The sequence below is a fragment of the Aminipila terrae genome (assembly GCF_010120715.1).
GTDB lineage: Bacteria > Bacillota > Clostridia > Peptostreptococcales > Anaerovoracaceae > Aminipila > Aminipila terrae.
The window spans coordinates 3,113,964-3,139,181 of sequence record NZ_CP047591.1 but is presented as its reverse complement, the minus strand read 5'-3'; the positions used below and the strand labels follow the sequence as shown (position 1 = coordinate 3,139,181).

General features: G+C 35.2%; 31 protein-coding genes and 1 pseudogene. 4 read left to right on the top strand and 28 right to left on the bottom strand.

Going from position 1 to position 25,218, the window contains the following annotated elements; genetic code table 11:
* Positions 1 to 100: 100 nt before the first annotated feature.
* From Ami3637_RS15120 to Ami3637_RS15030, 20 genes and pseudogenes are all read right to left on the bottom strand, one after another.
* The gene (locus tag Ami3637_RS15120; protein ID WP_162363289.1) at positions 101 to 1,960 is read right to left on the bottom strand and encodes an APC family permease; all 1,860 of its coding nucleotides are present in this window, start codon (positions 1,958 to 1,960) and stop codon (positions 101 to 103) included.
* A gap of 212 nt (positions 1,961 to 2,172) precedes the next feature.
* A complete protein-coding gene (locus Ami3637_RS17680; protein ID WP_243158038.1) occupies positions 2,173 to 3,153 on the bottom strand; it encodes a hypothetical protein in 981 nt (326 codons plus the stop codon).
* 32 nt (positions 3,154 to 3,185) lie between these two features.
* Positions 3,186 to 3,593, bottom strand: coding sequence for a hypothetical protein (locus tag Ami3637_RS15110; RefSeq protein WP_162363288.1), 408 nt, complete (start codon positions 3,591 to 3,593; stop codon positions 3,186 to 3,188).
* Positions 3,594 to 3,680: 87 nt separating this feature from the next.
* Positions 3,681 to 4,304, bottom strand: a complete 624-nt coding sequence (locus tag Ami3637_RS15105; RefSeq protein WP_162363287.1) for a manganese efflux pump — start codon at positions 4,302 to 4,304, stop codon at positions 3,681 to 3,683.
* Positions 4,305 to 4,415: 111 nt separating this feature from the next.
* Positions 4,416 to 5,114: a TVP38/TMEM64 family protein gene (locus Ami3637_RS15100; protein ID WP_162363286.1), complete on the bottom strand. Its 699-nt coding sequence runs from the start codon at positions 5,112 to 5,114 to the stop codon at positions 4,416 to 4,418.
* Between the two features lie 179 nt (positions 5,115 to 5,293).
* Positions 5,294 to 5,713 (bottom strand): hypothetical protein, encoded by a 420-nt coding sequence (locus tag Ami3637_RS15095; RefSeq protein ID WP_162363285.1) that lies wholly within the window; start codon positions 5,711 to 5,713, stop codon positions 5,294 to 5,296.
* Between the two features lie 140 nt (positions 5,714 to 5,853).
* The gene (locus Ami3637_RS15090; RefSeq protein ID WP_162363284.1) at positions 5,854 to 6,981 is read right to left on the bottom strand and encodes a cation:proton antiporter; all 1,128 of its coding nucleotides are present in this window, start codon (positions 6,979 to 6,981) and stop codon (positions 5,854 to 5,856) included.
* Positions 6,982 to 7,178: 197 nt separating this feature from the next.
* Complete coding sequence (locus tag Ami3637_RS18800) at positions 7,179 to 7,523, bottom strand: LbetaH domain-containing protein (protein WP_330586689.1); 345 nt, start codon at positions 7,521 to 7,523, stop codon at positions 7,179 to 7,181.
* The gene (locus Ami3637_RS18795) at positions 7,478 to 7,819 is read right to left on the bottom strand and encodes a maltose acetyltransferase domain-containing protein (RefSeq protein WP_330586688.1); all 342 of its coding nucleotides are present in this window, start codon (positions 7,817 to 7,819) and stop codon (positions 7,478 to 7,480) included. The genes Ami3637_RS18800 and Ami3637_RS18795 overlap by 46 nt, the downstream gene beginning before the upstream one ends.
* 50 nt (positions 7,820 to 7,869) lie before the next feature.
* Positions 7,870 to 9,399 carry a M56 family metallopeptidase gene (locus tag Ami3637_RS15080; protein WP_162363283.1) on the bottom strand — a complete coding sequence of 510 codons (1,530 nt, stop codon included), beginning with the start codon at positions 9,397 to 9,399 and terminating at the stop codon, positions 7,870 to 7,872.
* A complete protein-coding gene (locus Ami3637_RS15075; protein ID WP_162363282.1) occupies positions 9,363 to 9,659 on the bottom strand; it encodes a M56 family metallopeptidase in 297 nt (98 codons plus the stop codon). The genes Ami3637_RS15080 and Ami3637_RS15075 overlap by 37 nt, the downstream gene beginning before the upstream one ends.
* A complete protein-coding gene (locus tag Ami3637_RS15070; RefSeq protein WP_162363281.1) occupies positions 9,656 to 10,036 on the bottom strand; it encodes a BlaI/MecI/CopY family transcriptional regulator in 381 nt (126 codons plus the stop codon). The genes Ami3637_RS15075 and Ami3637_RS15070 overlap by 4 nt, the downstream gene beginning before the upstream one ends.
* 91 nt (positions 10,037 to 10,127) lie before the next feature.
* On the bottom strand, positions 10,128 to 10,634 hold the full coding sequence (locus tag Ami3637_RS15065; RefSeq protein ID WP_162363280.1) for a GNAT family N-acetyltransferase: 507 nt from the start codon (positions 10,632 to 10,634) through the stop codon (positions 10,128 to 10,130).
* A gap of 28 nt (positions 10,635 to 10,662) precedes the next feature.
* Entirely contained in the window at positions 10,663 to 11,340 is a 678-nt protein-coding gene (locus Ami3637_RS15060; protein ID WP_243158037.1) for a YjgB family protein, read from the bottom strand.
* A gap of 55 nt (positions 11,341 to 11,395) precedes the next feature.
* Positions 11,396 to 12,073 carry an LNS2 domain-containing protein gene (locus Ami3637_RS15055; RefSeq protein ID WP_162363279.1) on the bottom strand — a complete coding sequence of 226 codons (678 nt, stop codon included), beginning with the start codon at positions 12,071 to 12,073 and terminating at the stop codon, positions 11,396 to 11,398.
* A 66-nt stretch (positions 12,074 to 12,139) separates the two neighbouring features.
* Complete coding sequence (locus Ami3637_RS15050) at positions 12,140 to 12,484, bottom strand: cupin domain-containing protein (protein ID WP_162363278.1); 345 nt, start codon at positions 12,482 to 12,484, stop codon at positions 12,140 to 12,142.
* Positions 12,485 to 12,497: 13 nt separating this feature from the next.
* The gene (locus tag Ami3637_RS15045) at positions 12,498 to 12,905 is read right to left on the bottom strand and encodes a nuclear transport factor 2 family protein (protein WP_162363277.1); all 408 of its coding nucleotides are present in this window, start codon (positions 12,903 to 12,905) and stop codon (positions 12,498 to 12,500) included.
* 54 nt (positions 12,906 to 12,959) lie between these two features.
* A complete protein-coding gene (locus tag Ami3637_RS15040; RefSeq protein ID WP_162363276.1) occupies positions 12,960 to 13,505 on the bottom strand; it encodes a DUF6144 family protein in 546 nt (181 codons plus the stop codon).
* 116 nt (positions 13,506 to 13,621) lie between these two features.
* Positions 13,622 to 14,415, bottom strand: a pseudogene (locus tag Ami3637_RS15035) (AraC family transcriptional regulator).
* Positions 14,416 to 14,482: 67 nt separating this feature from the next.
* Positions 14,483 to 14,935, bottom strand: coding sequence for a GNAT family N-acetyltransferase (locus tag Ami3637_RS15030; RefSeq protein ID WP_162363275.1), 453 nt, complete (start codon positions 14,933 to 14,935; stop codon positions 14,483 to 14,485).
* A 160-nt stretch (positions 14,936 to 15,095) separates the two neighbouring features.
* Between Ami3637_RS15030 and Ami3637_RS15025 the strand changes: the two genes are divergently transcribed.
* The 4 genes from Ami3637_RS15025 to asrC all read left to right on the top strand — a co-directional run bounded on the left by Ami3637_RS15025 (position 15,096) and on the right by asrC (position 18,667).
* The gene (locus tag Ami3637_RS15025) at positions 15,096 to 15,764 is read left to right on the top strand and encodes a Crp/Fnr family transcriptional regulator (protein WP_162363274.1); all 669 of its coding nucleotides are present in this window, start codon (positions 15,096 to 15,098) and stop codon (positions 15,762 to 15,764) included.
* Between the two features lie 120 nt (positions 15,765 to 15,884).
* Positions 15,885 to 16,895 carry an anaerobic sulfite reductase subunit AsrA gene (gene asrA / locus Ami3637_RS15020; RefSeq protein WP_162363273.1) on the top strand — a complete coding sequence of 337 codons (1,011 nt, stop codon included), beginning with the start codon at positions 15,885 to 15,887 and terminating at the stop codon, positions 16,893 to 16,895.
* Entirely contained in the window at positions 16,892 to 17,689 is a 798-nt protein-coding gene (gene asrB / locus Ami3637_RS15015) for an anaerobic sulfite reductase subunit AsrB (RefSeq protein WP_330586686.1), read from the top strand. Before asrA ends, asrB begins: the two co-directional genes overlap by 4 nt.
* Before the next feature lie 15 nt (positions 17,690 to 17,704).
* Positions 17,705 to 18,667, top strand: a complete 963-nt coding sequence (asrC, locus tag Ami3637_RS15010) for a sulfite reductase subunit C (RefSeq protein WP_162363272.1) — start codon at positions 17,705 to 17,707, stop codon at positions 18,665 to 18,667.
* A 335-nt stretch (positions 18,668 to 19,002) separates the two neighbouring features.
* Here asrC and Ami3637_RS15005 read toward each other — a convergent pair whose 3' ends face one another.
* From Ami3637_RS15005 to Ami3637_RS14970, 8 genes are all read right to left on the bottom strand, one after another.
* A complete protein-coding gene (locus Ami3637_RS15005; protein ID WP_202931063.1) occupies positions 19,003 to 19,662 on the bottom strand; it encodes an oxygen-binding di-iron domain-containing protein in 660 nt (219 codons plus the stop codon).
* A 163-nt stretch (positions 19,663 to 19,825) separates the two neighbouring features.
* Complete coding sequence (locus Ami3637_RS15000; RefSeq protein ID WP_162363271.1) at positions 19,826 to 20,665, bottom strand: phosphodiester glycosidase family protein; 840 nt, start codon at positions 20,663 to 20,665, stop codon at positions 19,826 to 19,828.
* Entirely contained in the window at positions 20,653 to 21,291 is a 639-nt protein-coding gene (locus Ami3637_RS14995; protein ID WP_162363270.1) for a phosphodiester glycosidase family protein, read from the bottom strand. Before Ami3637_RS14995 ends, Ami3637_RS15000 begins: the two co-directional genes overlap by 13 nt.
* Positions 21,292 to 21,320: 29 nt before the next feature.
* Complete coding sequence (locus Ami3637_RS14990) at positions 21,321 to 22,262, bottom strand: hypothetical protein (RefSeq protein WP_162363269.1); 942 nt, start codon at positions 22,260 to 22,262, stop codon at positions 21,321 to 21,323.
* Between the two features lie 211 nt (positions 22,263 to 22,473).
* Complete coding sequence (locus Ami3637_RS14985) at positions 22,474 to 23,244, bottom strand: hypothetical protein (RefSeq protein WP_162363268.1); 771 nt, start codon at positions 23,242 to 23,244, stop codon at positions 22,474 to 22,476.
* Between the two features lie 136 nt (positions 23,245 to 23,380).
* Entirely contained in the window at positions 23,381 to 24,148 is a 768-nt protein-coding gene (locus Ami3637_RS14980; protein WP_243158036.1) for a metallophosphoesterase, read from the bottom strand.
* Between the two features lie 76 nt (positions 24,149 to 24,224).
* The gene (locus tag Ami3637_RS14975) at positions 24,225 to 24,461 is read right to left on the bottom strand and encodes a hypothetical protein (RefSeq protein ID WP_162363266.1); all 237 of its coding nucleotides are present in this window, start codon (positions 24,459 to 24,461) and stop codon (positions 24,225 to 24,227) included.
* Entirely contained in the window at positions 24,458 to 25,123 is a 666-nt protein-coding gene (locus Ami3637_RS14970) for a GyrI-like domain-containing protein (RefSeq protein ID WP_162363265.1), read from the bottom strand. The genes Ami3637_RS14975 and Ami3637_RS14970 overlap by 4 nt, the downstream gene beginning before the upstream one ends.
* Positions 25,124 to 25,218 lie beyond the last annotated feature (95 nt).

Here is a 25,218-nt window from a genome sequence, read left to right as displayed (position 1 = left end):
TCCTCTTTATTGAAAAAACAATATAAAAATATAATATCATAAACTACTGCATTTTTTATAATAAAAAATTACGGGCGAATGCTCACCCGTAAAGACAGATTTAGTCTGCATAGTCACTTTTGTCAAGATTATAAGGATAAGTAGCTACAATAATGTTACCCTTTTTCAATAAACTTTCCCGTATAAATAATGCTGTATGATTATGAAGAACACTTCCCCAAGGTTCATGGGTCATAAACTGGGGTACGATGACCGTTATCTTTTCGTCTTCCTCTTCCGCTGCATCTGCTATCTGGTAAATATTATCCAACAATGGGGTTACTACAGCTCTGTATGGAGAATATTTTGAAATCAGCAGCATATCCGTATTTAACTGGTTCCACCTGTGTTTTAACTTATCCATGGATTCCATATCCGTGGAAATGTTCAGTGCAATAACCTTGCCCCCCAGACTCTGGGCATACTGCAGAGCACCAATGGCCGCCTTATTCAAGGAAGCGATTGGAACTACTATGACATGATCATATTTTATCTTAAAATCCACTTTATTTAATCTCACATTGCTGACACTTAATCCGGCGGCAATCTTATCATAATGAGCTTTAATCTTAACCTGTGCCATGATGATGATTGGGATGATGATTAATACAATAAATGCCCCTTCCGTAAATTTTTCAAACAAGATGATGATGGTTGCAAAAAATGTGACCACTGAACCGATACCATTTATCACAACTCCATGTTTCCAGTTCTTCCCCTTTGACTTTCTCCAGTGGTTTACCATACCAAACTGGCTTAATGAAAAGGAGATAAATACCCCGATGGCATAAAGTGGAATGATTCTGTGGGTATCCGCTTTAAAAATAATAACCAGAATACATGCAATTAAAGATAAGGCTACGATTCCTACAGAAAAGCTCAACCGTTTGCCACGAATAGTAAACTGTTTTGGTGCGTAACCATCTTTCCCCACAATGTACATAAGCATAGGGAAACCTGTAAAGGCGGTATTGCATGCCATGAGCAGTATAACTGCTGTACTGAACTGGACAACATAATACATAAATCCCTTATGGAAAACTGCAAAAGCAATCTGGGATACAACTGTAGGTCCATTAACAATAGGAACAGCCGTATAAAATTTCGCAAGGACTGAAGTTCCCCCAAAGATAAAAAATATCAGTGCTGCCAGTAAAACCATGACAATCTTGGCATTTTTCGGGCTTGGTTCCTGAAAATTAGGAACGGAGTTACTCACTGCCTCTACCCCGGTCAACGCAGAGCATCCGGAAGAAAAGGCTTTCAATATCAAAAATATTGAAATGTTGGAAACAGTACTGTCAGGAACAGAATACATAGGTTCCGGATGGATATTGAGTACAAAATATTTAAAAAGACCGTAAACAATCATAAAAATCATACTGAAAATAAAGACATAAGTAGGCAGTGCAAATATTTTTGAGGATTCACTGATTCCCCGCAAATTCAGTATTGTCAAAATAATGATTACGGTTACAACAATTTCCACCTTGTATATTCCCAAATTTTCAAATGCGGATACGATAGCATCAGCACCGGCACTGGCGCTCACGGCAACTGTAAGAATATAGTCAATAATCAGTCCCGCGCTGGCACAGAGGCCGGCCTTGGAACCTAAGTTCTCCTTGGCTACCTTGTAAGCTCCCCCGCCTTGTGGATACGCATTGATAATCTGTATATATGAAATGGTCAATATGGCGAGCAGACCTATAATCATACAGGAAGTCCAGGTCAGCCACTGATAAGAAGCGGCACCAAGGACAATAAGGACGAAAAGTATTTCCTGGGCTCCGTAAGCTACAGAGGATATGGCATCACTAGCCATGATTGCCAGGCCAAAGGGAACATTATATTTTTCTTTGCTGCCTTTTTCATTGGCTAAAGGCCTTCCAATCAGAACATCTAAAAACCTATTTATCATTTTTTCTCCTTTTATTAAAAAAGAATACAACTTTTTTATCATTTGTATATATAAAAATATGTAGAGAAAAGCAGTCGTAACATTATTATTTTTCACCGTATTATTACTATTCATACTTCTAATAAGATTTATCATTTAAATCTTATTAGAAGTATGAATAGTATAAAACAGGCATAAGTGTCTTTATGCCTGTTAAAACTGTCTGAAAAATATTAATAATTTTTATGTGAAAAATGTTCCTTTCCAAGCTGCCAAAGATATTTTTCAATTTCTTTCAGGCTATACTGTGTCAAATCATAATGCATTTGAAACTCTTTTAAAATTTTTTTAAAAACAGCAAAGGATTTCAAATCATTTTTATTAAAAACAGAAAATTTATCGGTCTTTTTAAAATGCCTTAACATTCTGGCAATAGTTATATCATATATAGGAAATTCATGGGGAACATGATGATTACAATACTTGGATGCAAATGAATAAAAGGGATTAATCCCCTGATTGTCGATATCAACTCGTGCAATGTCACCAACAAGTGAAGCATCACCTGCATATAATCTCTTGTCAATGTTGAGATTAACAATATGTGTTGCCACTTTATATGGATTAAATATATTTGTATTATAAAAATCATTTAATACTGAAACCTTAATTAATACATCATCAATAGAAGTATTAACCGGATACGTCTTTAAAAACAAATTATCCAGCGCACTTTCCCGCATTTTATAAGTTTCAAACGTATTCCACTTATCTAAATAATAATCCACTTCCTTAAAACTAGGCTTAGGAATCTCTGGGTTAATCTTGTCCAGATTTTTTATATTCTTTTTCACAGTTTTTATATTATCATGGGATACGGTGTGATTCATTAATCCCTGGACACCACCATAACTAATATCAATATGCTCTTTAAGTTTTTTTATGGAACCAATGTAAGTAGATGCATCACTTTTGGGCTTTAACCGTTTTTTCTGTTCCAGATGTTGTTCTAAAAGAATCTGACATCGCTTTATGGAATTCTCGTTTTTAAAAATATCCCAAAATCCTATACCAATATCATGCCTTAAAGGATAAAATGCATCGCTGACTACTATATTTTTATCTTTAAGTGTAGGATAATTTTTTTCAATATAATTTCTAAAACTTTCTCTTATCTTTTTAGTATGTGAATTGCTGAGATTTATATTGTTCATCTGATAAAGTCCCCTTAAAGATTATGTGTAAATTAACCGGCCACATGAATTATGATAATTACGATTAGAACAAAAGCGATAGCCCTGTGGAGTTTAAACCATTTACCATTTCTGTTTTTATTGATGAATACACCATATAATCCCAGAGCCAGTAAACTCAGCATTAGTGATACCCCTATGATTCCCGATATACTGATTCTCACGAACACTGCCATAAGGATTAAATGAGTAATGGCTGCAGCTACTGTTATAATACCCACAGGTTTGTGAAATTTAATGATAAATTTCATTACCGTACGGTATAAATCCACCAGTTTCTTTTTCTCTTTCGGCAACTTAGAAATGTACTTTTTATTAATGAACTTAATAAAATAGTTTAAGACCTCAAAGCAAAAACCCCAGACTGTTATCCAACCAAATAATCCTGCTAATTCTCTCATTCTTCACTCATCCTTTCTAAATACCTTTGTATATTTTTACCCTTTTTTCTTTGCAGTAAACATTAACCCTTATACAAGTTCATATTATCATAAAAGCTTTGTAAAACCTAGAAAAATGATAATGATACTGGCCACTAATTTTAGCTTATCTCCTGAAACAATACTTCCTACCAGTTTTCCTATTAATTCTCCTGACATTAGGAGTATAATATTAACGATTGCTGTCAGTAGTAAAAACCAGGTTAAGTTTATCTGAAATGCAGCTAAAGATAAACCTACAGCAAATGAATCCATTGAAAGAGCAAAACCAATATATACGGCTTCTTTCATATTAATAGTCCCTGAGTGGTCCATATCTCCGTTTGAGGGTTCTCTCACAATGTTTACTATGATATTCAGCGGTTTAATTTTTATTTTTTTTATAGTAAGCGCTTCATTCTCTACTGGATAATGAATATTAATCAGCGTCTGTATTAGTAATACACATCCCAGAGAAATAAGCAGTAATGAACTAATCATTTTAGATACAAAAATTGAAATAAATGAAAATATGATATATCCGATTGAATAGGAAATAGATAGAATCCCTAAAGACATAGCTACTATAGTTATTAAAGCTAAAAATGATATTTTAATTTTTCTTAACCCATAGTTCAATCCGATACTAAAGCTATCAATATTTAGGGATAACACAAGTAAAAATGCGTACATATATAAATCCTCCATACTTTGCTGACAATACCAGTCTATGAAAGGATTTCTCACTATGACACCTTTTCCCGTTATATATTTTATAATTAATATTTAATTTTAATAAATAATTTATGATTTAAGCAGCCTATAGATCTTCTCTTTAAAGAAATACCCAGTTCCAATCATAATCACTGCAATGATTGCAGAAAGAACAAAGCCTCCAAAATTATTCTGTCCTAACTGTGCCCCCATATAGCTTGCTAAAATACCGGCAGGAATACGGGCGAAGAAATAAATAGTAAAGAAAATCCGGAATCGGATCAGGGTAAGCCCTGCTGCATAAACAAGAATATCCTTGGGAACGCCCGGGATAAAACAAAGAATAAAAATAATCAGCAATCCTTTTTTGCTCTCAAACTTATCCTTATAATAAAATAATTTGTCCTGTTTTACAAATAACTTTACTACTGGCAATCCGAATTTTCTAGAAATAAAAAAAGCTATAACAGAGCCAGTCATTATCCCGATTGTTGAAAGAATAAATCCCCCAAAGGTCCCATATATATAGCCTCCGGCAATCTGAATCGGTTCTCCCGGTATAATAGCTATTACGATTTGAATAATTTGAAAGGCAATGAAAACTAACGTTCCGTACATACCGTAGCTCTCAACAAAATTCTTGATGTTGTCTGGATTACTTAACAATGCCATGATAGAATCCCAATATGGCATTGTTATTACTATCCCTGATAAAACTAAAATGCTGAAAATGATAAAAAGCATTAAGTATTTCCTTATTTTTAACCAGTTACGTGATTGATACTTCATAAAATCCCCTTAATCTACAAGATACTACATTTTTTATAACTTACTTTATAAGTATAACAGATTTTCATATCCAGTCTAACTGATAAATCTTAAGTTTTTATAAATTAATCCTAAAGACTTTCTTATTTTACAGATTTCCGTGTATATGCAGTTATAAGCTTTATTTGTTCTTTTTGTGCCTACTCTGTATTCTTATTTATATAAACAGGTTCGCTGGTCTGCTGAACAAACTTGCACTCCACCCCGTTAATCTTTACTTTAAAACCACTTTCCGAGGGATATTTCTTGTAGCATTTCAGCTTTTCATCTTTAAAAAACGTTGAAGAATTCAAGCTGTAAACACCATCTGAAACTTTAGTAAACGTTCCATTGTCTACTAATTGCTCATTACCATAGTAATAAGTAAATTTGTTGGAACCATCGATTTCAAAGGACATGGTATCAAAAGGCATTTTGTCACAGGTATACCCTCCACCTAAAGTAAAATTCCGATCCCCAACAAATGACAGTCTGCTAATTAACTGGTATATCCCAAATAAAGCTAACAGAATACAAGCTATAAGAACTATTACTTTGATTTTTTCCCATTTAATCTGCATAAATTTAACCCCTTAAAATCTATCCCATCCATATTTTCACTTTGTATTTGAGAATAATTTTGGCATTCTTTTATAAATAATAATATTATATTATATATTACTATAATTTTCCATATAAAAATAATCCGCTGATTCCTTCTTTAATTGCTGAAAGACCATTTCATCATTAAAGGAGTAGCAATTGTCGTCACAAGGACCACAACAACGATTACCGCATAGAAATCCGAACTTAATAAATTATTGTCCAAGCCGATAGTTGCCATAATAAGAGCTACTTCCCCCCTTGAAACCATGGCAGATCCTATGCCTAACGCACTTCTCCAACTGAATCCAGATATTTTAGCACCTGCTGAAGCTCCAATGAGCTTTGAAAGAATAGCAATTATGCTTATGAATATTATAACAGGTAAACTTTTGCCTATTCCTGTAAACTGAGCTGTAACACCAATGGATGTAAAAAATACAGGAACAAATATTGAATAACTAATAGTTTCAACCTTTTCAAGCACTTCACTTTTATAGTCTGTAGCACTTACAGCTACTCCTGCCATATAAGACCCTATGATTGCGGCAACACCTGTGTATTCTGCTAAATATGCAAAAGTGAAACATATGATTAATGCAGAGGAAATAACCGTTTCTGTTACTTTTAAAGAAGTGAATTTATTCATGAACCATGGAACACCTTTCCACCCTATGGCAATAGCTCCTGCAAAAAATAATACTTTCTTTAAGATAACAACACTTAAATTAACATCACTGCTGGTAAAGCTCATTAAGAATGCTAACGCAATAATAACCACTACATCGTCAATAACAGCTGCCCCTAAAATAGCAGCTCCTTCCCGAGTCTTCAGCCGGTCCATTTCTTTTAATGTCTGAACAGATATACTCACACTTGTAGCTGAAAGTAATAATCCTAAAAACCAGGAGCCTATGGTAGAAAAGTTCAAGAAACTTCCTGCGGCTAGTCCAAATCCAAAGGGTACAATAATTCCACTGAGTCCCACTAATGTGGCTGCTGCTCCTGTCCTTTTAAATTCCTTGAAATCTGTTTCTAATCCGGCAATGAACATAAGCAGTATCACTCCAATCTCGCTTAAGTTTCCTAGAACTTCAGTTCCTTCCACAAGACCTAGGACAGAAGGTCCAAGTACAATACCGATTAAGAGTTTGCCCAGAACAGAGGGCTGTCCAAGCCTTACGCTCAAACTTCCAGCAACTTTAGATGCAATCAATATGATAGCTAATTGAAATATTAAAACCATTCGTGTTTCCTTTCTTTTTCAAAAAAATACAAAAAGAGCCTACTAACCAAAAAGAGATTTTATCCCTTTGGTGACAGGCTCCTCCAATTTCTGTATATTATATTATTACTAATTATATCATAAATTATTAAAAAATAAAATGTTTTTTGCTTTCCACTTTCTGCTTTTAAATGAAAGCAGAAATCTTAATCAAGCATTTATTTAATATTATATTCAAAATGTTTGATATCTTCTTGTAAAATTAAATCCTTTTTACTATCTGATTCTGTAATCAGGCGGACCGGCCTGCAAGGGTTGCCAAATGCAAGATAATTATCTGGAATGTCTTTTGTTACAACACTGCCAGCACCAATTACTACATTGTTGCCTATATGTACACCACCTAATACAACAGCATTGCAGGCAATCCACACGTTATTGCCAATATGAATTTCTTCTGCATATTCGGCCATTGTGGTATTTCCCCTTTCATCAAGACCCATACGTTCCTGGGCTATCAGGGATGAGAAGTAGCCATTAATGATACATTTGGTCCAAAGCATACATTATCACCTATATAAATACGGGCGTCATCCATAATCATCAGATTAAAGTTTGCAAAGAAGTTTTCTCCTATAAAAGTATGACAGCCATAATTAAACTGAACTGGTCCCTGAAAATAGTAGGTGTTTCCAATACTTCCTATAAATTCTCTGATTATAGGTAAACGGTCCGGATCAAATTCATTCATTGTATTGTATCTCTGACACGCCAGATGTGCCTTGTGCTTAATGGCCTTCAACTCCTTTTTACGTGGATCAAACATTTTACCCGCAAATATCTTTTCTTCTTCTTCCACAAGATTCCCTCCATTCCGTTTTAAATATAAAAATTCTCTTTTTCCCTCCTTTAAATGCTTCCATTGGTTTTCGTTCCCCATTTTTCATTAGAAACCACCCACACAGTGGCCTGCTTCTTGTTCCCCTTTTCAGTTGTAAATTCAGGCTGGGTTAAATAAACCGTACCTTCACCGTCTTTCCACTCAAATTTAACCAGGGCTTTTTTTGCATAGGCATCCTTATAAATACCACTAACCCTGGCACCAGCAAGGTTTAACTGATCTATTGCTGCAGTAGCCGGGTTTTCAAGAATTTCTTTTCTACCCTTGTTATAATCCGTATTATCATCTGCTTGAAACTGGTAAGTCTCCGTGAAATCTTCAAGTTCAGGGAATCCAAATTTATAAGCCTCATCAAAATCTTTCTTAGATTCAACCTTATCAAATTGTTTCCAACTATCTTGTGCTGCCTTATATTTACCATCTATCTCCCTAATGGTTACAATTTCCTTGGCTGCATAAACAGTTGGTATTGATGTTCTGAAATAGTAATAAATCTCAATTGTAGATGAATCCAGAATATTGATTTTATAATCTCTGTTCCATGGCCACGGGCTTGATACCCCCATCCATAACTGGCCGTTTTCTGCTACTCCTCCAATAGTTAAATAGAGTTCTTTATTTTGACACAGACCATAAATAGTCCTGGCATCTCTTTCTGTAACCGCATCTGCCCATTTAGTGGCGAAAGCAGTAATCTGCATTTTTTGCTGATCAGTAAAATCCTTTACATTAGTAAGTGGTTCTGTAAAAGTAAATCCCACAGACAGTGTAGCAATAAGAAGTATTGCAATTAACGTGGGAATCTTCATTTTCTTATTTTCCACAATCATGTTAACCCTTTCTTTTATTCCTTTTGAGCTTCCCCACATAGTGGTAGCCATTTGAAAAACATTATTTTTTTGTTCCTGGCTACTTATTAAATCCACTAAAGCTTTTCCATAATCCAATCTGTTGTCTTTCCCTATTACCCTGATTACCCCATAATCACAAGCAAGTTCACAATCTCTTTTAGACATAACTGCAGCCACCCATACTAAAGGATTGAACCAATAAGAAGCTAAGAATATGCCACGAACCATAGACCAGATTAAATCATGATGTCTGTAGTGGCACAGCTCATGATTAATGGCATAACGTAACTTTTCTTTTTGGTTAATCAAGTCAGAGGTCACATATATGCCTGTTTCTCCTCTATATTTCATAAGGCATGGAGAATACAGTCCATCAACCACATACACGGGCAGACACATTTTCTTTTTCTTTTTCTTTGTCATTCTTTTATTTGTAAGGTTCTTTTCTTTATTATCTGGATTTTCTTTATAGTGGGTTTCTACAGACATTAAAAATGTCCGCTTACCAGCAATCTTCCTGCTAAATTTTAAATTTGAATAAAAAAGCCATAACCCTATAGCAATAGTCCCCATAGCCCAGACAATCATTATGACAAGATGCCAGTTAACAGCAGTTTCCCCAATGCTGCTGCTTGCCATAAAGCCTGTATTCATACTATCCATAACAGGCATAACATTATGGTCCATCCCTGTCTGGGTATTCCCCCAGTAATTTGTCCTGCTGTTGAAATTCCCTGTATTGTTTTTGTAACATCCTCTGCCACATTCATGACACTTAAGGCACTTTCTATAGGATGTAAATTCAACAGGTTAAAGAACGCCAGCCGCAGGGCCACAAGACTCCAAAGGCCATACTGCAACATCGGATTGATTTTCCCCTTCAAGGAAAACCTGATAATAAGTATAATCACAATCAATGCAGATGAGGATATGATTGTATTTATCATTTTGCTCCCTCCTCTGCCTTTCTCAGTATGGCATACAATTCATCAATCTCATCCTTTGATAAACTGTTCTTCTCAACCATGGTGTTGACCATCAGTCCTATACTCCCTGAATAGACTTTTTCGAGAAAGCTTTCTGTTTCTCCCAGTGCTGTTTCGGTTCTTTCAACCGTGGGATAATACTGCTTTGCTCTGTTTCCTTCTTCATATCTTACTACATTCTTTGATTCCATTCGTCCAAGCATCGTTATAACGGTATGTTTACTCCAGCCTCTGGCTTCTTTCAGTTCAGCTGTAAGCTGGGTAATCGTTTTGGGAGCATCCTGCCATAATATGTTCATCATGCTCCACTCACCGTCTGACAAATTGATTTTCTTCATATGTTTAACCCCCCTTTGTAAAAAGTAAACAACTGTGTACCTAAACAATAGCATTATGGTACACAGTTGTCAACCTTTTGTTTGTAATATTTTACTGAAAGGTCTGCCTACACCCCAGCCTGTAATTTTCAATATCTCTGTATTCTCCAAACTTTATTCCCACTTCTTTGATAGTACCACAGTACTCAAATCCAAATTTTTCATGTAGCTTTCGGCTGGCTTCATTTCCCGCCGTAATAACCGAAACCACCGTGTGTATTCCTTCATCCTTTCTGGCTTCTTCCAGAATAAATGCCATCAGAGCAGAAGCAATCCCCTTTTTTCTATAATCCGCTCCAATATATATAGATAGTTCTACGGTAGCCTTGTAAGCTTCCTTTTCTCTATAGGATGACAGGCTAGCATATCCTGCAACGCAGTTATTTACTTCGGCAACAAACAGGGGATGATTATCCACATTATGTGTGCTAAACCATCCTTTCCATTCCTCCAGAGTTTTCAGCTTCAAATCAAAAGTAGCTACTCCATGTTCAACTTCATAATTATAAATATCCAATAGTTCTTTTAAGTCTTTTATCTCTGCTTTTCTGATTATCATATAGTACTTCCTTTATGTGTAATTTATTTTACCATTCTCTTCCCTTATCTCCAGACATTATATTAACAGTGCCTTTGGGATATAAAACACAGTAATGATCAAGCTTAGGATCTTTATTACTTTTTGAAGGTTCTGGGAATACAAAAAGTAATTTATAGTCCGTATCTGCAGTATATCCCACAATCTGCTGATTGTTGGTTTTAACCGCATATTCTGGCTTTCCAAAAGCGTCTTTTACCATGGAAAGAGAGATGTTTTTCAGCTGGCTGTCAAAAGATCTGATTTCAAAAATAGCTCCCCCTTTATTTGATCCAAAGACAATGTTAGATTTTGAATAGGTTGTATAACACCCTTTTGCCTCCGGAATCCATTCTTCTGTCTTATCTGCTTTTCCCCATTTTTCTTCAATATCCCATATATTTGCTGTTTCATTTGCAGCAATATCACAATTAATAACCTTTCCCTCCTTGGCAGACTCCATTATATCTGACAATAGTTCTTTTTGATCAGACTTAGTTGAAGTACTTCCCGAAGAATTCTGAGAAACATTTTCTTTTTGAGTCTGGGTGCTGCCAGAAGCAGAATTATCAATAGATTTTGATGTATTTTCCTGACCTTTTATATCTGAACATCCTGTTAATAAAACTGTAATTAACAGGGCTGCAACTGCCCATTTAGAAGCTTTCTTTTTAAATACGCTAATCATATTTATCCTCCTGTATTATATTTATTTGCAAATCCAAGAATTCATTATACAATATTTATAAGTTTGAATTTGCACTAAAAGTTTTCAAGCTGTCAATATCAGCAGGCAGATTATCGATGCCCTTAAACTCTGACACTATAATAGACAAAATCTTTTTCCTGATTTCCTGATTTACTTTTGTAATACACATTTGCCACGCCCCACCAATACTTTTGCAATCATCTTCAATCAAAATATCTGGCTTCACCATTTCTACTATGTCTTTATACCTTTCTTTTGACTCTCTGGATACCAAAAAAGATCCATCAAAACTATATTTTTTTAAAAGAGTTGCAATAGCATCTGCCTGTTTTTTCTTTCGTGAAGTACAGTAGATAATATTTGCGCCTTGCTCTTGCCACTTCTTTATGATTTCCACTGCATTTCCAATGGGTATATAAGAGTTGTGATTATATAGGGATAACCATGATTTGGGTTTTAGGATAGTTCCCTCAACAAATAGCATGATGGTTAAGTCTGAACGATTATTTTCATTGATTAAAATCTTTCTCATATTACTGCCTTTCAAATTAACATGCTGGTTGTTATAGTTTGGCCTGATAGACTCTTGAACTTTCTCCCCATGGATGATATCCCTGTGCAATATATTCAAATCCATAATGTTCATAGTATCCAATGTTGTTATTGACTCTCGTGCATAATGAGAGTTCTCTCTTATGGAAATAATATTCATTCTTTCACCTTTTAAATTTCTTTTATCTTCTTTTTCATCTAATCCCCTATGGCTAAATTAGCATGATTATAAATGGTTAATTCTCTTTCCTCCAAAACAATGTATTGTTCTTGTTCCTGCCTTTACTCTTCCATAATGAAGCGTTCCCTTAGGCACAACGATTTCATCCCCCGGATTTAAGACATGTTCAATTCCATCAAAGATTTCCACGTATTGTCCGGCAACACATACTGTATATTCATCAAATTGATGCACCTGCTCTTTAGAATCTCTATCTGCATAGTACGTCCAATAGGCCATTTGGCTTCCGTCCTTTCCCTCAAAATAATATCCATCTATGTCCTTAGTATTTTGCTGACTGCTATCAATATGGTTTAGTTGATTTTTCATAAATTGTGGGAAATCTTTCATTACGGTGTCCTCCTTACTTTTCAGGTTCAAACGAAAAATGAGCATGTTTGATTTTCCATACACTATTTGTACATTCCAGATACAAAGTGCTTCTAACCGCTGGAACGGGGAAACTTTTATATCTTGAAATAAAACATAAGCAGGCTGCCTCACCTTTATGCAAGATATTTAAGTTCTCTATAATGAGGGGTTCAACAGCTCCTGACTCAGTTGATTTGCCCTTTTCGAAAAAATCAGATATCAGTTTCAGATGTTCTTCTAAGCTATAGGTATCGTTATTTTTATGATTATCAAAATATATTAAAACATTGTCATTTGTATCATAAAACTCTCTTAAAGCAGCCAAATCTTTTTTATTAAAGCACTCATTATATGAATCTAAAAAATTTTCAAAAATATTTCTAGTATTTTTATTTACCATCTATACTGCTCCTACTCGTAAACATAATTAATAACTCACACATAAATATATCTATTACCATATATGCCCTTGGGGTATTATTTTCATAAGGCATATTTCATCTCCCATTTTTATACTTTTCAGAAGTTCCACATCCACTTTACACTTAAAAGCTTCTTCAAAAAGTACTTTGCTGTATCCAGTGGTACATTGACACCATGTATCTGTATCCAATCTGTCTACCTCTGCAAGCATGGGACAGGGACAAAAAGGAAATTTCAGATATAACTCTCCATTGGAGCAAAACAACCCTGCCGCTTTAGCTTTGTCCAAATTTCCCAATTCCTCCATGTTTGATGAAGATTTTACCAGTTCTTTTACTAAAGCTAATTTTTCATCCATTCCATACCCACACTGGCAGTGCATTCTAATCTGATTAACAGACTGCTTGTCAAACTTGTTTTCCAATCGCTTCATTGTTGATTTTACCCATGTAGGATTATCCTCCGTTTTGGCAGCCTCACCTTTTCCATATACGATTTCTCCTGCTGTTTCATCATTACTCATACTTTTGACAGCACCATAAATCACTTGTTCCTGAATTTTTCTTATATCAAACACTTTAAACTCCTCCACTTTTCTTCCTATCTGACTATAAATATTGAGTTTTCTAAATCATAGTTAATTCAATACTGATTATAGTATGAAGTCGGGGTTTTTACTTCTGAATTCTTGCTCTATTTAACAGGTATGCATAAATCCATTTCAACACGTAGGTTCTGCCTGTCAATATTCCGGTAAATATCCAATCCATAGCGTTCATCCATTTCATAACTGCTATGTGACAGCCAAATATTGAATATCCCTTGAAAAGCAGTAAAAATGTCTTGTATCAATCCATTGAACCGATAAACTGCAAACTTCCCCCTGGTATGGTTGTTACATTATGAAGAGAACATTTATTATCCACTGTCATGCAGATATCGTATAAACATTGATCTAAACTTGTAATAGAGGGATCATCATAGAACTTTTCAATCAAAAGTGTATTTTCTTTATAATAGTCACTATACTTTTCCGTGAATTCAGCCCACACTTTCCCAAGCTCAATATAGTTTCCTAAATGTCTTTCATAAATAACTACAAAATCATCCAGTTCCCTGATCCGGATTTGTTCATCATATTCTTCAAACGACTGGAATTTTACAGGATTGTCTGGATAAAAAGGATGTGGCACACAAGTTTCATTTGTTCCATGCCTAAACTCCACAGGAGAAAGGTTGTGGTGTTTCTTAAATGCAGAGCTATAATTTGATGAACTATATCCATAATCAACTCCAATTTCAGTGATATGTTTATCTTTCTCAAGTTTAAGCCTTATAGCACTTTGCTCCATTTTTAAACGTTTGATAAAAGCGTAGACACTTTCTCCTGTTTCTGCTTTAAAAATTCTGCTATAATGATACTTTGAAAAATGGCAATAATTCGCAACATCTTCAATGGAAATGTCCTCATTTAAGTGTTGCACCATATAATCAATACTTTTATTTATTAATTCACTTGTGATCATATTCCACAGCTCCCATAATGATTCAGCACTATACTTCTTTCTTATATTCAAGTCTCATTTTTAAGATGGGAAACGGATTTCCCTGTTCATCAAAATCTGTACGCTCAAAGGTTATAAAATTGAAGTGTTGATAGAATGCTGCAGCGTTGGGGTTCTGTTCGTTTACATCAACATACTGTACATTGTATTTATCAATAGCTTCTGAAATGAGGCTTTTACCAACCCCTATCCCAATACAATCCGATTGAACAAACAACATTTCTATCTTATCATCTTCTATACCAATAAATCCCACAGCACGATTAAGTTCATAAGCAACAATCAATTTACTGATTGTTTGAAGTCCTGTCTGAACAAAAGGTATTAATTCATCTATATTGTCTTCACTTAAAAAAGTATGTGTTGCTTTGACAGAATCTAGCCAAACTGCTGTTAATTCATTCATTAAATTTGGTGTTCTGACAGGGTTTTCAATCAACATATTTTGCCTCTTTCAAATATTAATTCATTTACCATGTAGTTTTCACTCTGCTGATATCATATCATATCTTGTTACTTGTTTCCATTTAAGGTTTTGTTAATGTTCAGATTGAAACCTTAATGGTTTGTATGTATAATTCTACCTATATAGGAGGTGTCTCATGAAGGAACATATAAACAAAATCAGCCAGACTGCCTTATTTCATGGTATCAAAGCAGACGATTTAATGCCCATGCTGACCTGTTTGGGAAGTTATATCCGGAATTATAAAAAAGGTGAATTTGTTTTTCTGTCAAATGATTCAATCCATTCAATCGGAGTTATCCTTGAAGGTACCATTCACATGATAAAAGAAGACATCTGGGGAAATAAAACAATTTTGACATTCATTAAAAATGGAGAGTTGTTCGGCGAAACATTTGCGTGTGGGAGCCAGTTAAATTCCGTAGTATCCTTTTATGCTGCAACGAATTGTAAAATTTTGTTTATGCCCTTTCATAAGATTTTACATTCGTGCAATATGTCATGTATTTTTCACCATCGTTTAATCGAAAATATGGTTCAGCTGATTGCTGATAAAAATACACAATTAATGGAAAAGATAGAAATAACATCAAAAAAGAGCCTGCGGGAAAAAATTCTCACCTATATGTCTATTCAGGCGCAGTTTCATCAAAGTAATTATTTTGAAATCCCTTTAGGAAGATTAGAACTTGCAGATTATTTATGTGCCAACAGAAGCGCTCTTACCAGAGAATTAAATAATATGAAACAAGAAGGAATCCTGGATTTTGAAAAAAATCGATTTCATTTATTAAAAAAGAATTAAAATGTTGCAATTGCAACATTTTAATTCTTTTTTATTAGATATAATATTTATATAATATATGTGAATTTATTAACAATAAAAGCTATATCAATATAAAATTAAGAAAAGAGGTGTTCTTTTATGGGGTATGTTGCAAAAAATGACATATTAGATTTATTTATTGCCCAATTGACAAAACAATATCTTATTTTTGCACCAAAGCGCTTTAAGAATGGTGGTATTTACTCTGACACAGATTGTATTCGTTATGGTGAAGTTACTTCAATTGATCAGATTGTTTTCGATGAAAAGTCTGAGTATTCCTTTAAAGAGACTGTTCTGCCAGTCATCCAAACCTTATTCTTTTTCACGGAAGGATCAACAAAAGAAGCAGACATTACTCAAAAGGAAATCATTGTGTTTCTCAGAAGCTGTGACTTACATGGTATGAAGCGGCTAGATGATATGTACCTTCATAACGGACCTGCTGATTATTATTACCAGCAAATTCGTAGTAAAGTAAAGTTTGTACTTATTGGATGTGAACATTCCTTTGAGAATTGTTTTTGTGTAAGCATGGGAACAAATCGCTGTGAAAACTATGAAATGAGCATTGACAAATCCGGTGAAAACTATCGCATTAATTGTAAAAATAAAGACTGGAAAAAACAGCTTTCAGATTTAAATCTTGCTGAAGAGCCCGTTGCGCCTTCATACGTAACTGAGAATCTAATCCAGGTTTCCATTCCGGGAAATCTTGAATTTACAGTGGCACAAAGTAAGATATGGGATGAATATGATAGCCGATGTATTAATTGTGGCCGCTGCAATTTTGTATGTCCTACCTGTACCTGTTTTTCCATGCAGGATATGTATTACAGCGACAATGGCAAGGTAGGTGAACGTCGTAGAGTCTGGGCTTCCTGTATGGTAGACGGATTTACAGATGTAGCCGGTGGCGGCAGCTATCGTAAGAAAAACGGGCAAAGAATGCGATTTAAAGTTCTGCATAAAGTGTATGATTATAAAAAGCGCAACGGTTACCATATGTGTGTGGGCTGTGGCCGCTGCGATGATATATGCCCTGAGTATATTTCTTTTTCAAACTGTATCAACAAATTATCCGAGGGAATGAAGGAGGTGTCCAAATGATGTTACAAAACGATTATGTCCCTTTTCCATCTGAAATCAAAGATATAATTAAACACACAGATATTGAATACACCTTCCGTATGTCTTATACAGGAGAAATAAAACCAGGACAGTTTTTCGAAGTATCTATACCAAAATATGGTGAGTCACCTATCTCTGTAAGCGGTATCGGAAAAGACTTTATTGACTTAACCATACGCCGTGTCGGTAAAGTTACTGACGAGGTTTTCGAAAATTATCTGGGAGATACTCTGTTGCTAAGAGGCCCCTATGGAAATGGTTTTGATGTAAACCTTTACAAAAACAAAGAGCTTGTTGTGATTGCAGGTGGCACAGGTCTCTCTCCTGTCCGTGGGGTTATTGATTACTTCTCAAAACATCCAAAAGCAGTAAAAAATATGAAAGTAATCTGTGGCTTTAAAACGCCAGATGATATTTTATTTTTAAATGACATAGAATGCTGGAAAAAAACTGCCAATGTTATACTTACAGTAGATAATGCAGATGAAACCTCTAATTATAATGTGGGCCTTGTTACAAAATATATACCTGGGTTAAGGCTGAATGATAAAAACAACACCGTAGCAATTGTTGTGGGTCCCCCGGCAATGATGAAATTCTCTGTACAGGCTTTGCTCAATATAGGTATTCCAGAAGAAAATATATGGATTTCACAGGAACGAAAAATGTGCTGTGGATTAGGGAAATGCGGTCATTGCAAAATTGGTGATGTCTATGTCTGTCTGGATGGTCCTGTATTTAATTATACAAAAGGAAAAACTTTAATTGATTAAAAGGGAGGCGAAAAAATGGATATTAATACTAAAATGTTGAGAAAAAATGCTTTTCGTGTTACAAAGACACGGGGCTTTACCGCCTCTCGTGTACGTGTTCCCGGAGGACATTTGAAAGTAGAGTACCTTAGCAAAATTCAAGAGATTGCCCAGACCTATGGTAATGGAACCATTCATATTACCAGCCGACAGGGATTTGAAATTCCCGGCATTCCTTTTGAAAAAATTCCAGAAGTAAATGCTGCATTACAGGAATTAATCGAGGGTCTTAAGATTAATCAGGAAACCGTCAATGGCGGATATCCCGCAGCAGGTACTCGTAACATTCCTGCCTGTGTTGGAAACAGAGTCTGCCCTTATGCCTGCTATGATACAACGGCATTTGCCCAGCGAATGGAAAAATCAGTATTTCCCCATGATCTGCATTTTAAAATTGCACTAACTGGTTGTCCAAATGACTGCATCAAAGTAAGAATGCATGATTTTGGTATCATGGGCATGACACTGCCTCACTTAGACCCTTCCCGCTGTATTAGCTGCGGTGCCTGCGTAAAAGTCTGTAGGAAAAAATCTGTAGAGGCATTGAAGACCGAAAATTATCGGCCCTTACGCAATGAAGAAAAATGCATCGGCTGCGGCGAATGTGTCTTAAGTTGCCCTAACATGGCCTGGTCAAGAAGCGAAGAAAAATATTATCGTCTGACCCTTTTCGGTCGTACAGGGAAAAAGAATCCCCGTTTGGGCGAAGATTTCATGAAATGGGTTGATGAAGAAAGTATTACTAAAATTATTTTAAACACATATGATTATGTAGCAAAATACATTGACTCTGATGCTCCCGGCGGTAAAGAACATATCGGTTATATCGTAGACCGTACAGGTTTTGACGAGTTTATGAAATGGGCATTAAAAGATGTGACACTGCCTGAAATTACAGTGGTGTACTCTCCTGTCTATTGGAATGGGATAAAATATTAATAGCAAGTTTAACAAAAGAAGGGGCTGCTGCAAAAGAACCGATATTTTGCAACAGCCTTTTTTTATGCTAATTGGGATGATTAGACAACGCAATTATAAGAGAATAAGTTTTTGATCTTATAATTATAAAAAAACAAAATCTCCGGTAGCATTTTGGGCAAATGCTACCGTATTTTATGAAAGTTGAAGCTTTATGGTAGCCATTTTCAATAAAAAAGCTAACACTGTGTCAAAACTAATGAGTAAAGATGCAAAAAGCTACCGAGATTTAAGTAAAAATGATAATCACGGTAGCACCAATAACTATACTTCTTTGTAGAATTCCAGCACTTCTTTCATTTGTTGGGACAAAATAACACCATGTCCAGGGCTATAACCTTAAGCTTAAGGTTAATTATGTCTGCTAAAACCTTCTTTTCCTCTTTGCTAGCATGACTAAATACTTTCTCATAATATCTTTTCATATTGTAAATAAGTTGTTCTGAAGAAATATAATTATCTAAGGGAGGCTCACTGCCTAAATATTGGCCAAATAAATCATTGGAAAACAGTGTCTGATCATTTTCACAATAAGTAACCATATTATCATCCCAATGTAATCCAGGGGTATGTATGAAACGGAACTGATATTCTCCTAACTGTAGTTCAGCGTTATGTTCCATAGCCAAAATATTTGCTGTAGGATACATATCTTTCAATCGTTCTTTACAGGCTAAAGTACAATATACAGGAATATCTGGTATATGTGGGAGCAGCAATCTAAGTGCTCCGCTATGATCCTCTTCTGAATGATTTAAAATGATAGCATCCAAACAGGTCAAGTCCATACATTGAGACAATTCCTCTAAATACTTCTCTGCTGCCCGTTCAGGAACGGTATCAATTAAAATATTCTTACTTCCTCTTAAGAGATAGGATAAAAAAGATATCTGTATATCTGGCTTTTGAATAACCTTTCCTAAAACTGTGCAATTCTGGGATAATTGATAATGCATATAAATTACTCCTCTCCTATTTCATTGGATTTGTAAACACCATTGAATCTTAATGATGCAGTTACAATATATTTATATTAACTCTGATTAAATCCAAGAGGAGTTGCACAAGCAACCTATTTTACAAAGAATTTTTATCTGTATATAATCTTAATCCATTCACTTATCTGGTATTTAATATAATAGTTTTAGAACTGTTATCATAGTCCACTTTAATATCAAACAGTTCAGCTACTTCCCGAAGCTTGAAGTAGTTATTTCCACCTATATTGTATGCTGTAAGAGGCTTACTCTCACCATCAACATAAATCTTAGGGCTAGTGCTTGATATGGCTTTAGCAGTACCATCTGATGAATTAAGTTCTCCACCAATAGCAGTATACGGGGTTTTCGATAACAAGTTAATAGCCTTTCTCTCATTGTCCCAGCTTACATCAAATTTCTTATCCGTATCTTTTACTGCCATAGCTATATCCCGAAGTTTAAAATAATTATTTCCGCCTATATTATAAGCTTCAAAATCGGTATTAATTCCGTCCACCTGTACTTTTATCCTGCTTGATTTTATTAGCTCTGCCCCGTTGCTATAAATAAAACCAACAGCATTGTTTACATTTCTGCCAGAGGATATACTTTTTCCATCATGATACAAGGCTATGGAACCGCCTCCATCTAAGCACATAGCGTTTATAAGTCCAAGATTCTGGCATACTTCTGCCGCTTCCTTAATAGTAGCAGAATTAATAGTCCCTATTCTTACTTTTCCATCTGCTCCTGCACCAATAAAGGTTCTTGCAGCCTTACCTACATTTATCTTATTTTCAAAAAACTGTTCTGCTTGTCCATTTGCGGTTATCTGACCATTGATAATTAAGCTTGGTCCTGCCCCTACTGCCTGAATCACATTATCCCAAGTGGATTGTTTGGTAAATGTAGTATTTATTTCCACTTCATATCGGACAGCATCACCAACTTTAAAACGCTCGTCTACTAAATTTGCCACCTGAGAATTATAGACGATGGCAAATCCCCTGCCGGTACATAAAAATCTGAAGTAGCTATGTATGAAACCTTTCCATTTTCCACTACAGGTGCCTTGGCGCCCCCTTTCAGTTTTACAACCGCACCATACTCAGGGGTAAAAATAGTTATAGCATCTGCTTCATCACTTGGATGGTTAATCCTCCAGGGTATACAGCGATATTCATCATTAATATAACCTTTAAAATTAAAAGAAAGTCTGTCTATAACCAGCTCGCCATCACTGGTAAATCCTGCTACAGCACCGCCATTACTTATATGTAATACCTTTCCGTTCTTTATAATGGTTCCCCAGGATATAGGAATACCATCGTACGCAGAAAAATACGTGCCATTTATGGCTGCAAAACATCCATTATTTTTTGCCATATTGGAGACGGAATCCGCAGAACATAAGACATTTCCTGCAGTAAGCATCATTGGACGCACATTTTTATCGTTCATATCAATAATGATGTAATTTGCATTAAATCCTTTTATCTTTGCCCCTGAAATATACGCTGACGGGGCTCCAAATGCTGTTATTGTAGTGGCCGCAAAAATCATTAAAACAACTAATATCTGTAAGATTTTACGTTTAAAATTCATTACTGCATCTCCTTCATACCTGTCCAACTTTACATTGCCGCATCCACGATTAAATCATTCAGCATTATTTTTTCGCATTCCAACTCTTTATTAGTATTACTCAGCATGGAGTTTAAATGATTCATGACACCTTCAATCTGGCCCTTAGTATTCCTAACCTGCGCTTGAGACTGGTTGATTTTATCCAGCACCGCGTAATCAGCTAACATTCCATCAAAAAAATAGTCTGCAAATCTCAGAAAACTTTCAATGTTGACCTGAATATCTGCATTAATAGTCACATCGGCCAACTCTGTTTTAAAATGTCGTAACTGAGCCTGCAACTCTCCAACCTGGTTCTGTGCCTCGTCCAGCTGGCTGTGCTTGGCCAAATCCGTAATCAATCCACCACCAAGTAAATCCCACGTCCCCCAGCCCGCAGCACTGTCAAGACTGGAAAGAATCCTGTTGGTCGTAGCAAGTGCCGTATGCCCAACATTTAGAGCTTCTTGAATTTCTTTCTTCTGACTTTCTATGTAAGCAATATTTTGTTCCTTCTGGAATATCTTCAAAGCTTCTTGGGAATCAGTGGATTTAATCATATCTGCCTTTGCCTTTAATGCTCTTTCATATTGCTGTTCACATCCAAGCAGCTGTTTCATTTCTGTCTCAAGGTACTGGATTTCTTTCTCCACTGCCGAAAGCTCACGGGCGGCCACATCATACTTGAGTTTGGCTGCATAAGCTTCCTTTCGCTCTTTGTCCAGTTTTTCATCTAGCTTGCCGATGACGCCATAAAAGAAAGCTGCTAAGCTTTGATTCTCTAAACGGTCAACGTCATCCTTCTCGTCTAACATACTGTTCTTTAGCTCATCAACTTTAGTACTCAGTTTCTGACGCTGAACGTATAATTCTTTTAGCTTGGACTCATTCCGCTTTTTTTGCGCAACCTGCTTCTGGAGAAGCCGTAATTGTTCATCATAATATGTCACAGGAGGACTCCTTTCTATACGGTCTGTATTTTTCTTTTAATTAATCTTTTTAAATTATCGTTCTATACTCCTTACTAATGTTTTTGCCTGTTCATAATTAGCTTTATATACATAAATGATATATTCATAGTCTAACCTTGGATTTTCACCAAATGAACCAAACATTGAACTAGCCGATAAAGGTAACTTACGAATATAAATATAAGTTTACTTAGAATGAAGTGCCCAAATCATCAATTTCCGTAAGTTTTTTATCATTATAATCCGTCAATTCTGTTATCATATCTGAAACATAGGTATCTGGTATACCATCAATTGTATACTCACATTTACCATAAGTTTGATGTTTTATTAAAAGTCCATCTTCATCAATCCAATAAATTTCACGATGCTCTAATTCATTATAATTATCTTCTGGCCGATAAACATTTTCCTTTAGATATTTTGTAAATTTAGCATTTGGTGTTAATATGTATTTCGTGAATTCACCTTTCTTCTCTTTTGTAATGTCAGCAATATATTCAAGGTTACAAAGTACTTTTGGGCGTACTGCCATCATTCTTAAAATTCCATTTGGTTCATAATATTTGTGATTAATATCACTAATATCTTCCCATTTATAGGACTTTAATTTTTCTTTTTTTGATTTTTGAATTGGAAATGCAAAAAACTGCTTTCCCTTCACCTGTTTTGTTGCAGAATATCCATACTTCCCAGACTCTTCATCAAAGTCTTTCCTTTCCTCTATGTAATCATAGCCATTTCCGTTTAAAATAAAAGTAGTAATTGAGAGGTTGGATATATTTCCTCCATCAAGGGTTTTAACTGCATTTTTTTCAGCTGTCATAGAAAAATTTGTTTGTAATGTACCATTTTTTAATTTAGCAAATTCATCAAATCCATTGAGTATTTCTTTCAAATTTTTCTCAATACTATCATTTGCTGGTGTTTGTGCTCCACAGCTACTTCCCACAAGCAACATTAACGCTGTCAGCAGCAATAAAAATAATTTCTTTTTCATTTAAATTATCTCCGGTTAAAAAATGATTTTAAACTCACTGATATTCCTAAATATGACCTTTGCATTTAATTCACTAACTAAATTAGCCCATTCTATATTAGTTTATTGAAGAAATATCAACAATTACAACTTCTGGTGGATTAAAAAATCTTGGAATACGGGTTGATTCCCTGGCAAGTCCACGGCTAACAATAAAGGTTTTATCACCAAATTCATATTCTCCTCCTGCATATTTAGGGAAGAAACCTTGGTTGGGTGCAAGCAGACCATTTACAACTCCGGGTATTCTCCATTGTCCACCATGGGCATGGCCAGCTAATATCAAATCAAAATCATATTGCAAATAAGTCTTTATATATTCCGGACGATGTGCCATGAATATTGTAAACAAGGCTGAGTCCGCTTGCTTTTCAGTGTTTACAATTTGCTGAAAAAAGCTGCTTTTTCCAACATCCGCATCGTCAACACCACATATGTTAATCAATTGTTGTTTTATATTAACAGTATCCCTTTGCCCCTCCAGAATCACAACGCCGTATCCTGAAATCATTTTCTTTATCTCATCAATCTTTCCGCTTCTATACTCATGATTTCCAGAAACATAGTAACAAATATATTTCTCTGCCAACGCTTTAAGTGTAATGGCCGCATTTTTAGAAGGTAGCCGGTCATCTACAATATCGCCGCCAAGCAGAACAACATCGGGATTCTGTTCGTATATACAATTTAATAAATCTTCCTGGCCTTCTCCATAATAACAACTATGTAAATCTGTAATGAAGGCAATACGGATAGTATTCTGTATTTTATTGCTTTCAACCTTATAATAACTGACTGTTAAGCTCTCATTTAAACCAAATTTCATAATCACCATAACCAAAATAATTATAGATAATAAAATCCATATCTTTCTTTTATTAATACGCTTACTCCTTATACCCTCATTTAAACTTGTAAATTTCAAATACTTCTGCACATACGAGGTATCCAATTCCGATAATTGCACTAATGACACTAAGAGTCGTCAGAGTTGTTCCAACATAGCTTAGTCCAGCGGAAAACAAATCACTATTCCATGACGAACCACCTGCCATAAATATTGCTGCTGCTATATAACGGGTTGAAAACAAAATTGCTGCTATTAAGCAAAATATTACGCCTGCGCCTCGTTTATTCATATTGGTTTTCCTTTCTCAGATAAACAATCATTTTTCTTTTTTATCGGATGTCTCAAAACTGTTCTTAATTTATTTATATCGAATTTTCTTGGGTCACTTAAGTATATTTCATGATGCAGTCTTTTTTGTGAAATATCAATTTCATAGTCATTTTCCAGAGCGTACTCATTCATCGCCTGGATAGTAGCAGGCTCATGGTCATAAGAACCAATGTGCATACATTGAACACAAAGGCCTTCGTCGTACGTAAAAAATTCAACTTTTGAAAAATTCGTTTTCTTCTTATTTTCAGCTTCCTTGATGGCCCATTCAAAATCTTCTTTTGAAACAAAGTCAGGCAGTCTAATAACAGAAATCCAATTAAAGGTGTCTTTTCTTGTATAATCAACACCTTGTACACCGTCTTGCCACCAAAAGCCTTCTAATGGAGGAACAACGTATTCAAAATATCCCTCTATTTTATGATTACCTTTATAGCTCATCTTGATGGTGAAAGCAATTCCGTACAGCAACCCTATGGCTTGTCTGTATTCACCATTCTCATCGTTTGGATTTCCTTTTCCACGTACTGCAATAAAATTCATCTTTGGAATTGTAACAATAGTAGGTTTTTTTGAAGGCATATAAAATTCTTTGTATTCCTTTTTATAATCAAATGACATCGTATTGACCTCTCTTTCGCAAATTACAATTAATTATAACTTATTATAGCTATCTTAATAAGACAACAGTCTGTCATATTTAATAGTACTTGTAA

Excerpts from the sequence above, each read along its gene's own strand:
- Ami3637_RS15120 (WP_162363289.1), bottom strand. The coding sequence starts at position 1,960 with ATGATAAATAGGTTTTTAGATGTTCTGATTGGAAGGCCTTTAGCCAAT.
- Ami3637_RS17680 (WP_243158038.1), bottom strand. The coding sequence starts at position 3,153 with ATGAACAATATAAATCTCAGCAATTCACATACTAAAAAGATAAGAGAA.
- Ami3637_RS15110 (WP_162363288.1), bottom strand. The coding sequence starts at position 3,593 with ATGAGAGAATTAGCAGGATTATTTGGTTGGATAACAGTCTGGGGTTTT.
- Ami3637_RS15105 (WP_162363287.1), bottom strand. The coding sequence starts at position 4,304 with ATGTACGCATTTTTACTTGTGTTATCCCTAAATATTGATAGCTTTAGT.
- Ami3637_RS15100 (WP_162363286.1), bottom strand. The coding sequence starts at position 5,114 with ATGAAGTATCAATCACGTAACTGGTTAAAAATAAGGAAATACTTAATG.
- Ami3637_RS15095 (WP_162363285.1), bottom strand. The coding sequence starts at position 5,713 with ATGCAGATTAAATGGGAAAAAATCAAAGTAATAGTTCTTATAGCTTGT.
- Ami3637_RS15090 (WP_162363284.1), bottom strand. The coding sequence starts at position 6,981 with ATGGTTTTAATATTTCAATTAGCTATCATATTGATTGCATCTAAAGTT.
- Ami3637_RS18800 (WP_330586689.1), bottom strand. The coding sequence starts at position 7,523 with ATGCTTTGGACCAAATGTATCATTAATGGCTACTTCTCATCCCTGATA.
- Ami3637_RS15080 (WP_162363283.1), bottom strand. The coding sequence starts at position 9,399 with ATGGACCATAATGTTATGCCTGTTATGGATAGTATGAATACAGGCTTT.
- Ami3637_RS15075 (WP_162363282.1), bottom strand. The coding sequence starts at position 9,659 with ATGATAAATACAATCATATCCTCATCTGCATTGATTGTGATTATACTT.
- Ami3637_RS15070 (WP_162363281.1), bottom strand. The coding sequence starts at position 10,036 with ATGAAGAAAATCAATTTGTCAGACGGTGAGTGGAGCATGATGAACATA.
- Ami3637_RS15065 (WP_162363280.1), bottom strand. The coding sequence starts at position 10,634 with ATGATAATCAGAAAAGCAGAGATAAAAGACTTAAAAGAACTATTGGAT.
- Ami3637_RS15060 (WP_243158037.1), bottom strand. The coding sequence starts at position 11,340 with ATGATTAGCGTATTTAAAAAGAAAGCTTCTAAATGGGCAGTTGCAGCC.
- Ami3637_RS15055 (WP_162363279.1), bottom strand. The coding sequence starts at position 12,073 with ATGAATATTATTTCCATAAGAGAGAACTCTCATTATGCACGAGAGTCA.
- Ami3637_RS15050 (WP_162363278.1), bottom strand. The coding sequence starts at position 12,484 with ATGAAAGATTTCCCACAATTTATGAAAAATCAACTAAACCATATTGAT.
- Ami3637_RS15045 (WP_162363277.1), bottom strand. The coding sequence starts at position 12,905 with ATGGTAAATAAAAATACTAGAAATATTTTTGAAAATTTTTTAGATTCA.
- Ami3637_RS15030 (WP_162363275.1), bottom strand. The coding sequence starts at position 14,935 with ATGTTGATTGAAAACCCTGTCAGAACACCAAATTTAATGAATGAATTA.
- Ami3637_RS15025 (WP_162363274.1), top strand. The coding sequence starts at position 15,096 with ATGAAGGAACATATAAACAAAATCAGCCAGACTGCCTTATTTCATGGT.
- asrA (WP_162363273.1), top strand. The coding sequence starts at position 15,885 with ATGGGGTATGTTGCAAAAAATGACATATTAGATTTATTTATTGCCCAA.
- asrB (WP_330586686.1), top strand. The coding sequence starts at position 16,892 with ATGATGTTACAAAACGATTATGTCCCTTTTCCATCTGAAATCAAAGAT.
- asrC (WP_162363272.1), top strand. The coding sequence starts at position 17,705 with ATGGATATTAATACTAAAATGTTGAGAAAAAATGCTTTTCGTGTTACA.
- Ami3637_RS15005 (WP_202931063.1), bottom strand. The coding sequence starts at position 19,662 with ATGCATTATCAATTATCCCAGAATTGCACAGTTTTAGGAAAGGTTATT.
- Ami3637_RS14995 (WP_162363270.1), bottom strand. The coding sequence starts at position 21,291 with ATGAATTTTAAACGTAAAATCTTACAGATATTAGTTGTTTTAATGATT.
- Ami3637_RS14985 (WP_162363268.1), bottom strand. The coding sequence starts at position 23,244 with ATGTTGCTTGTGGGAAGTAGCTGTGGAGCACAAACACCAGCAAATGAT.
- Ami3637_RS14980 (WP_243158036.1), bottom strand. The coding sequence starts at position 24,148 with ATGAAATTTGGTTTAAATGAGAGCTTAACAGTCAGTTATTATAAGGTT.
- Ami3637_RS14975 (WP_162363266.1), bottom strand. The coding sequence starts at position 24,461 with ATGAATAAACGAGGCGCAGGCGTAATATTTTGCTTAATAGCAGCAATT.
- Ami3637_RS14970 (WP_162363265.1), bottom strand. The coding sequence starts at position 25,123 with ATGTCATTTGATTATAAAAAGGAATACAAAGAATTTTATATGCCTTCA.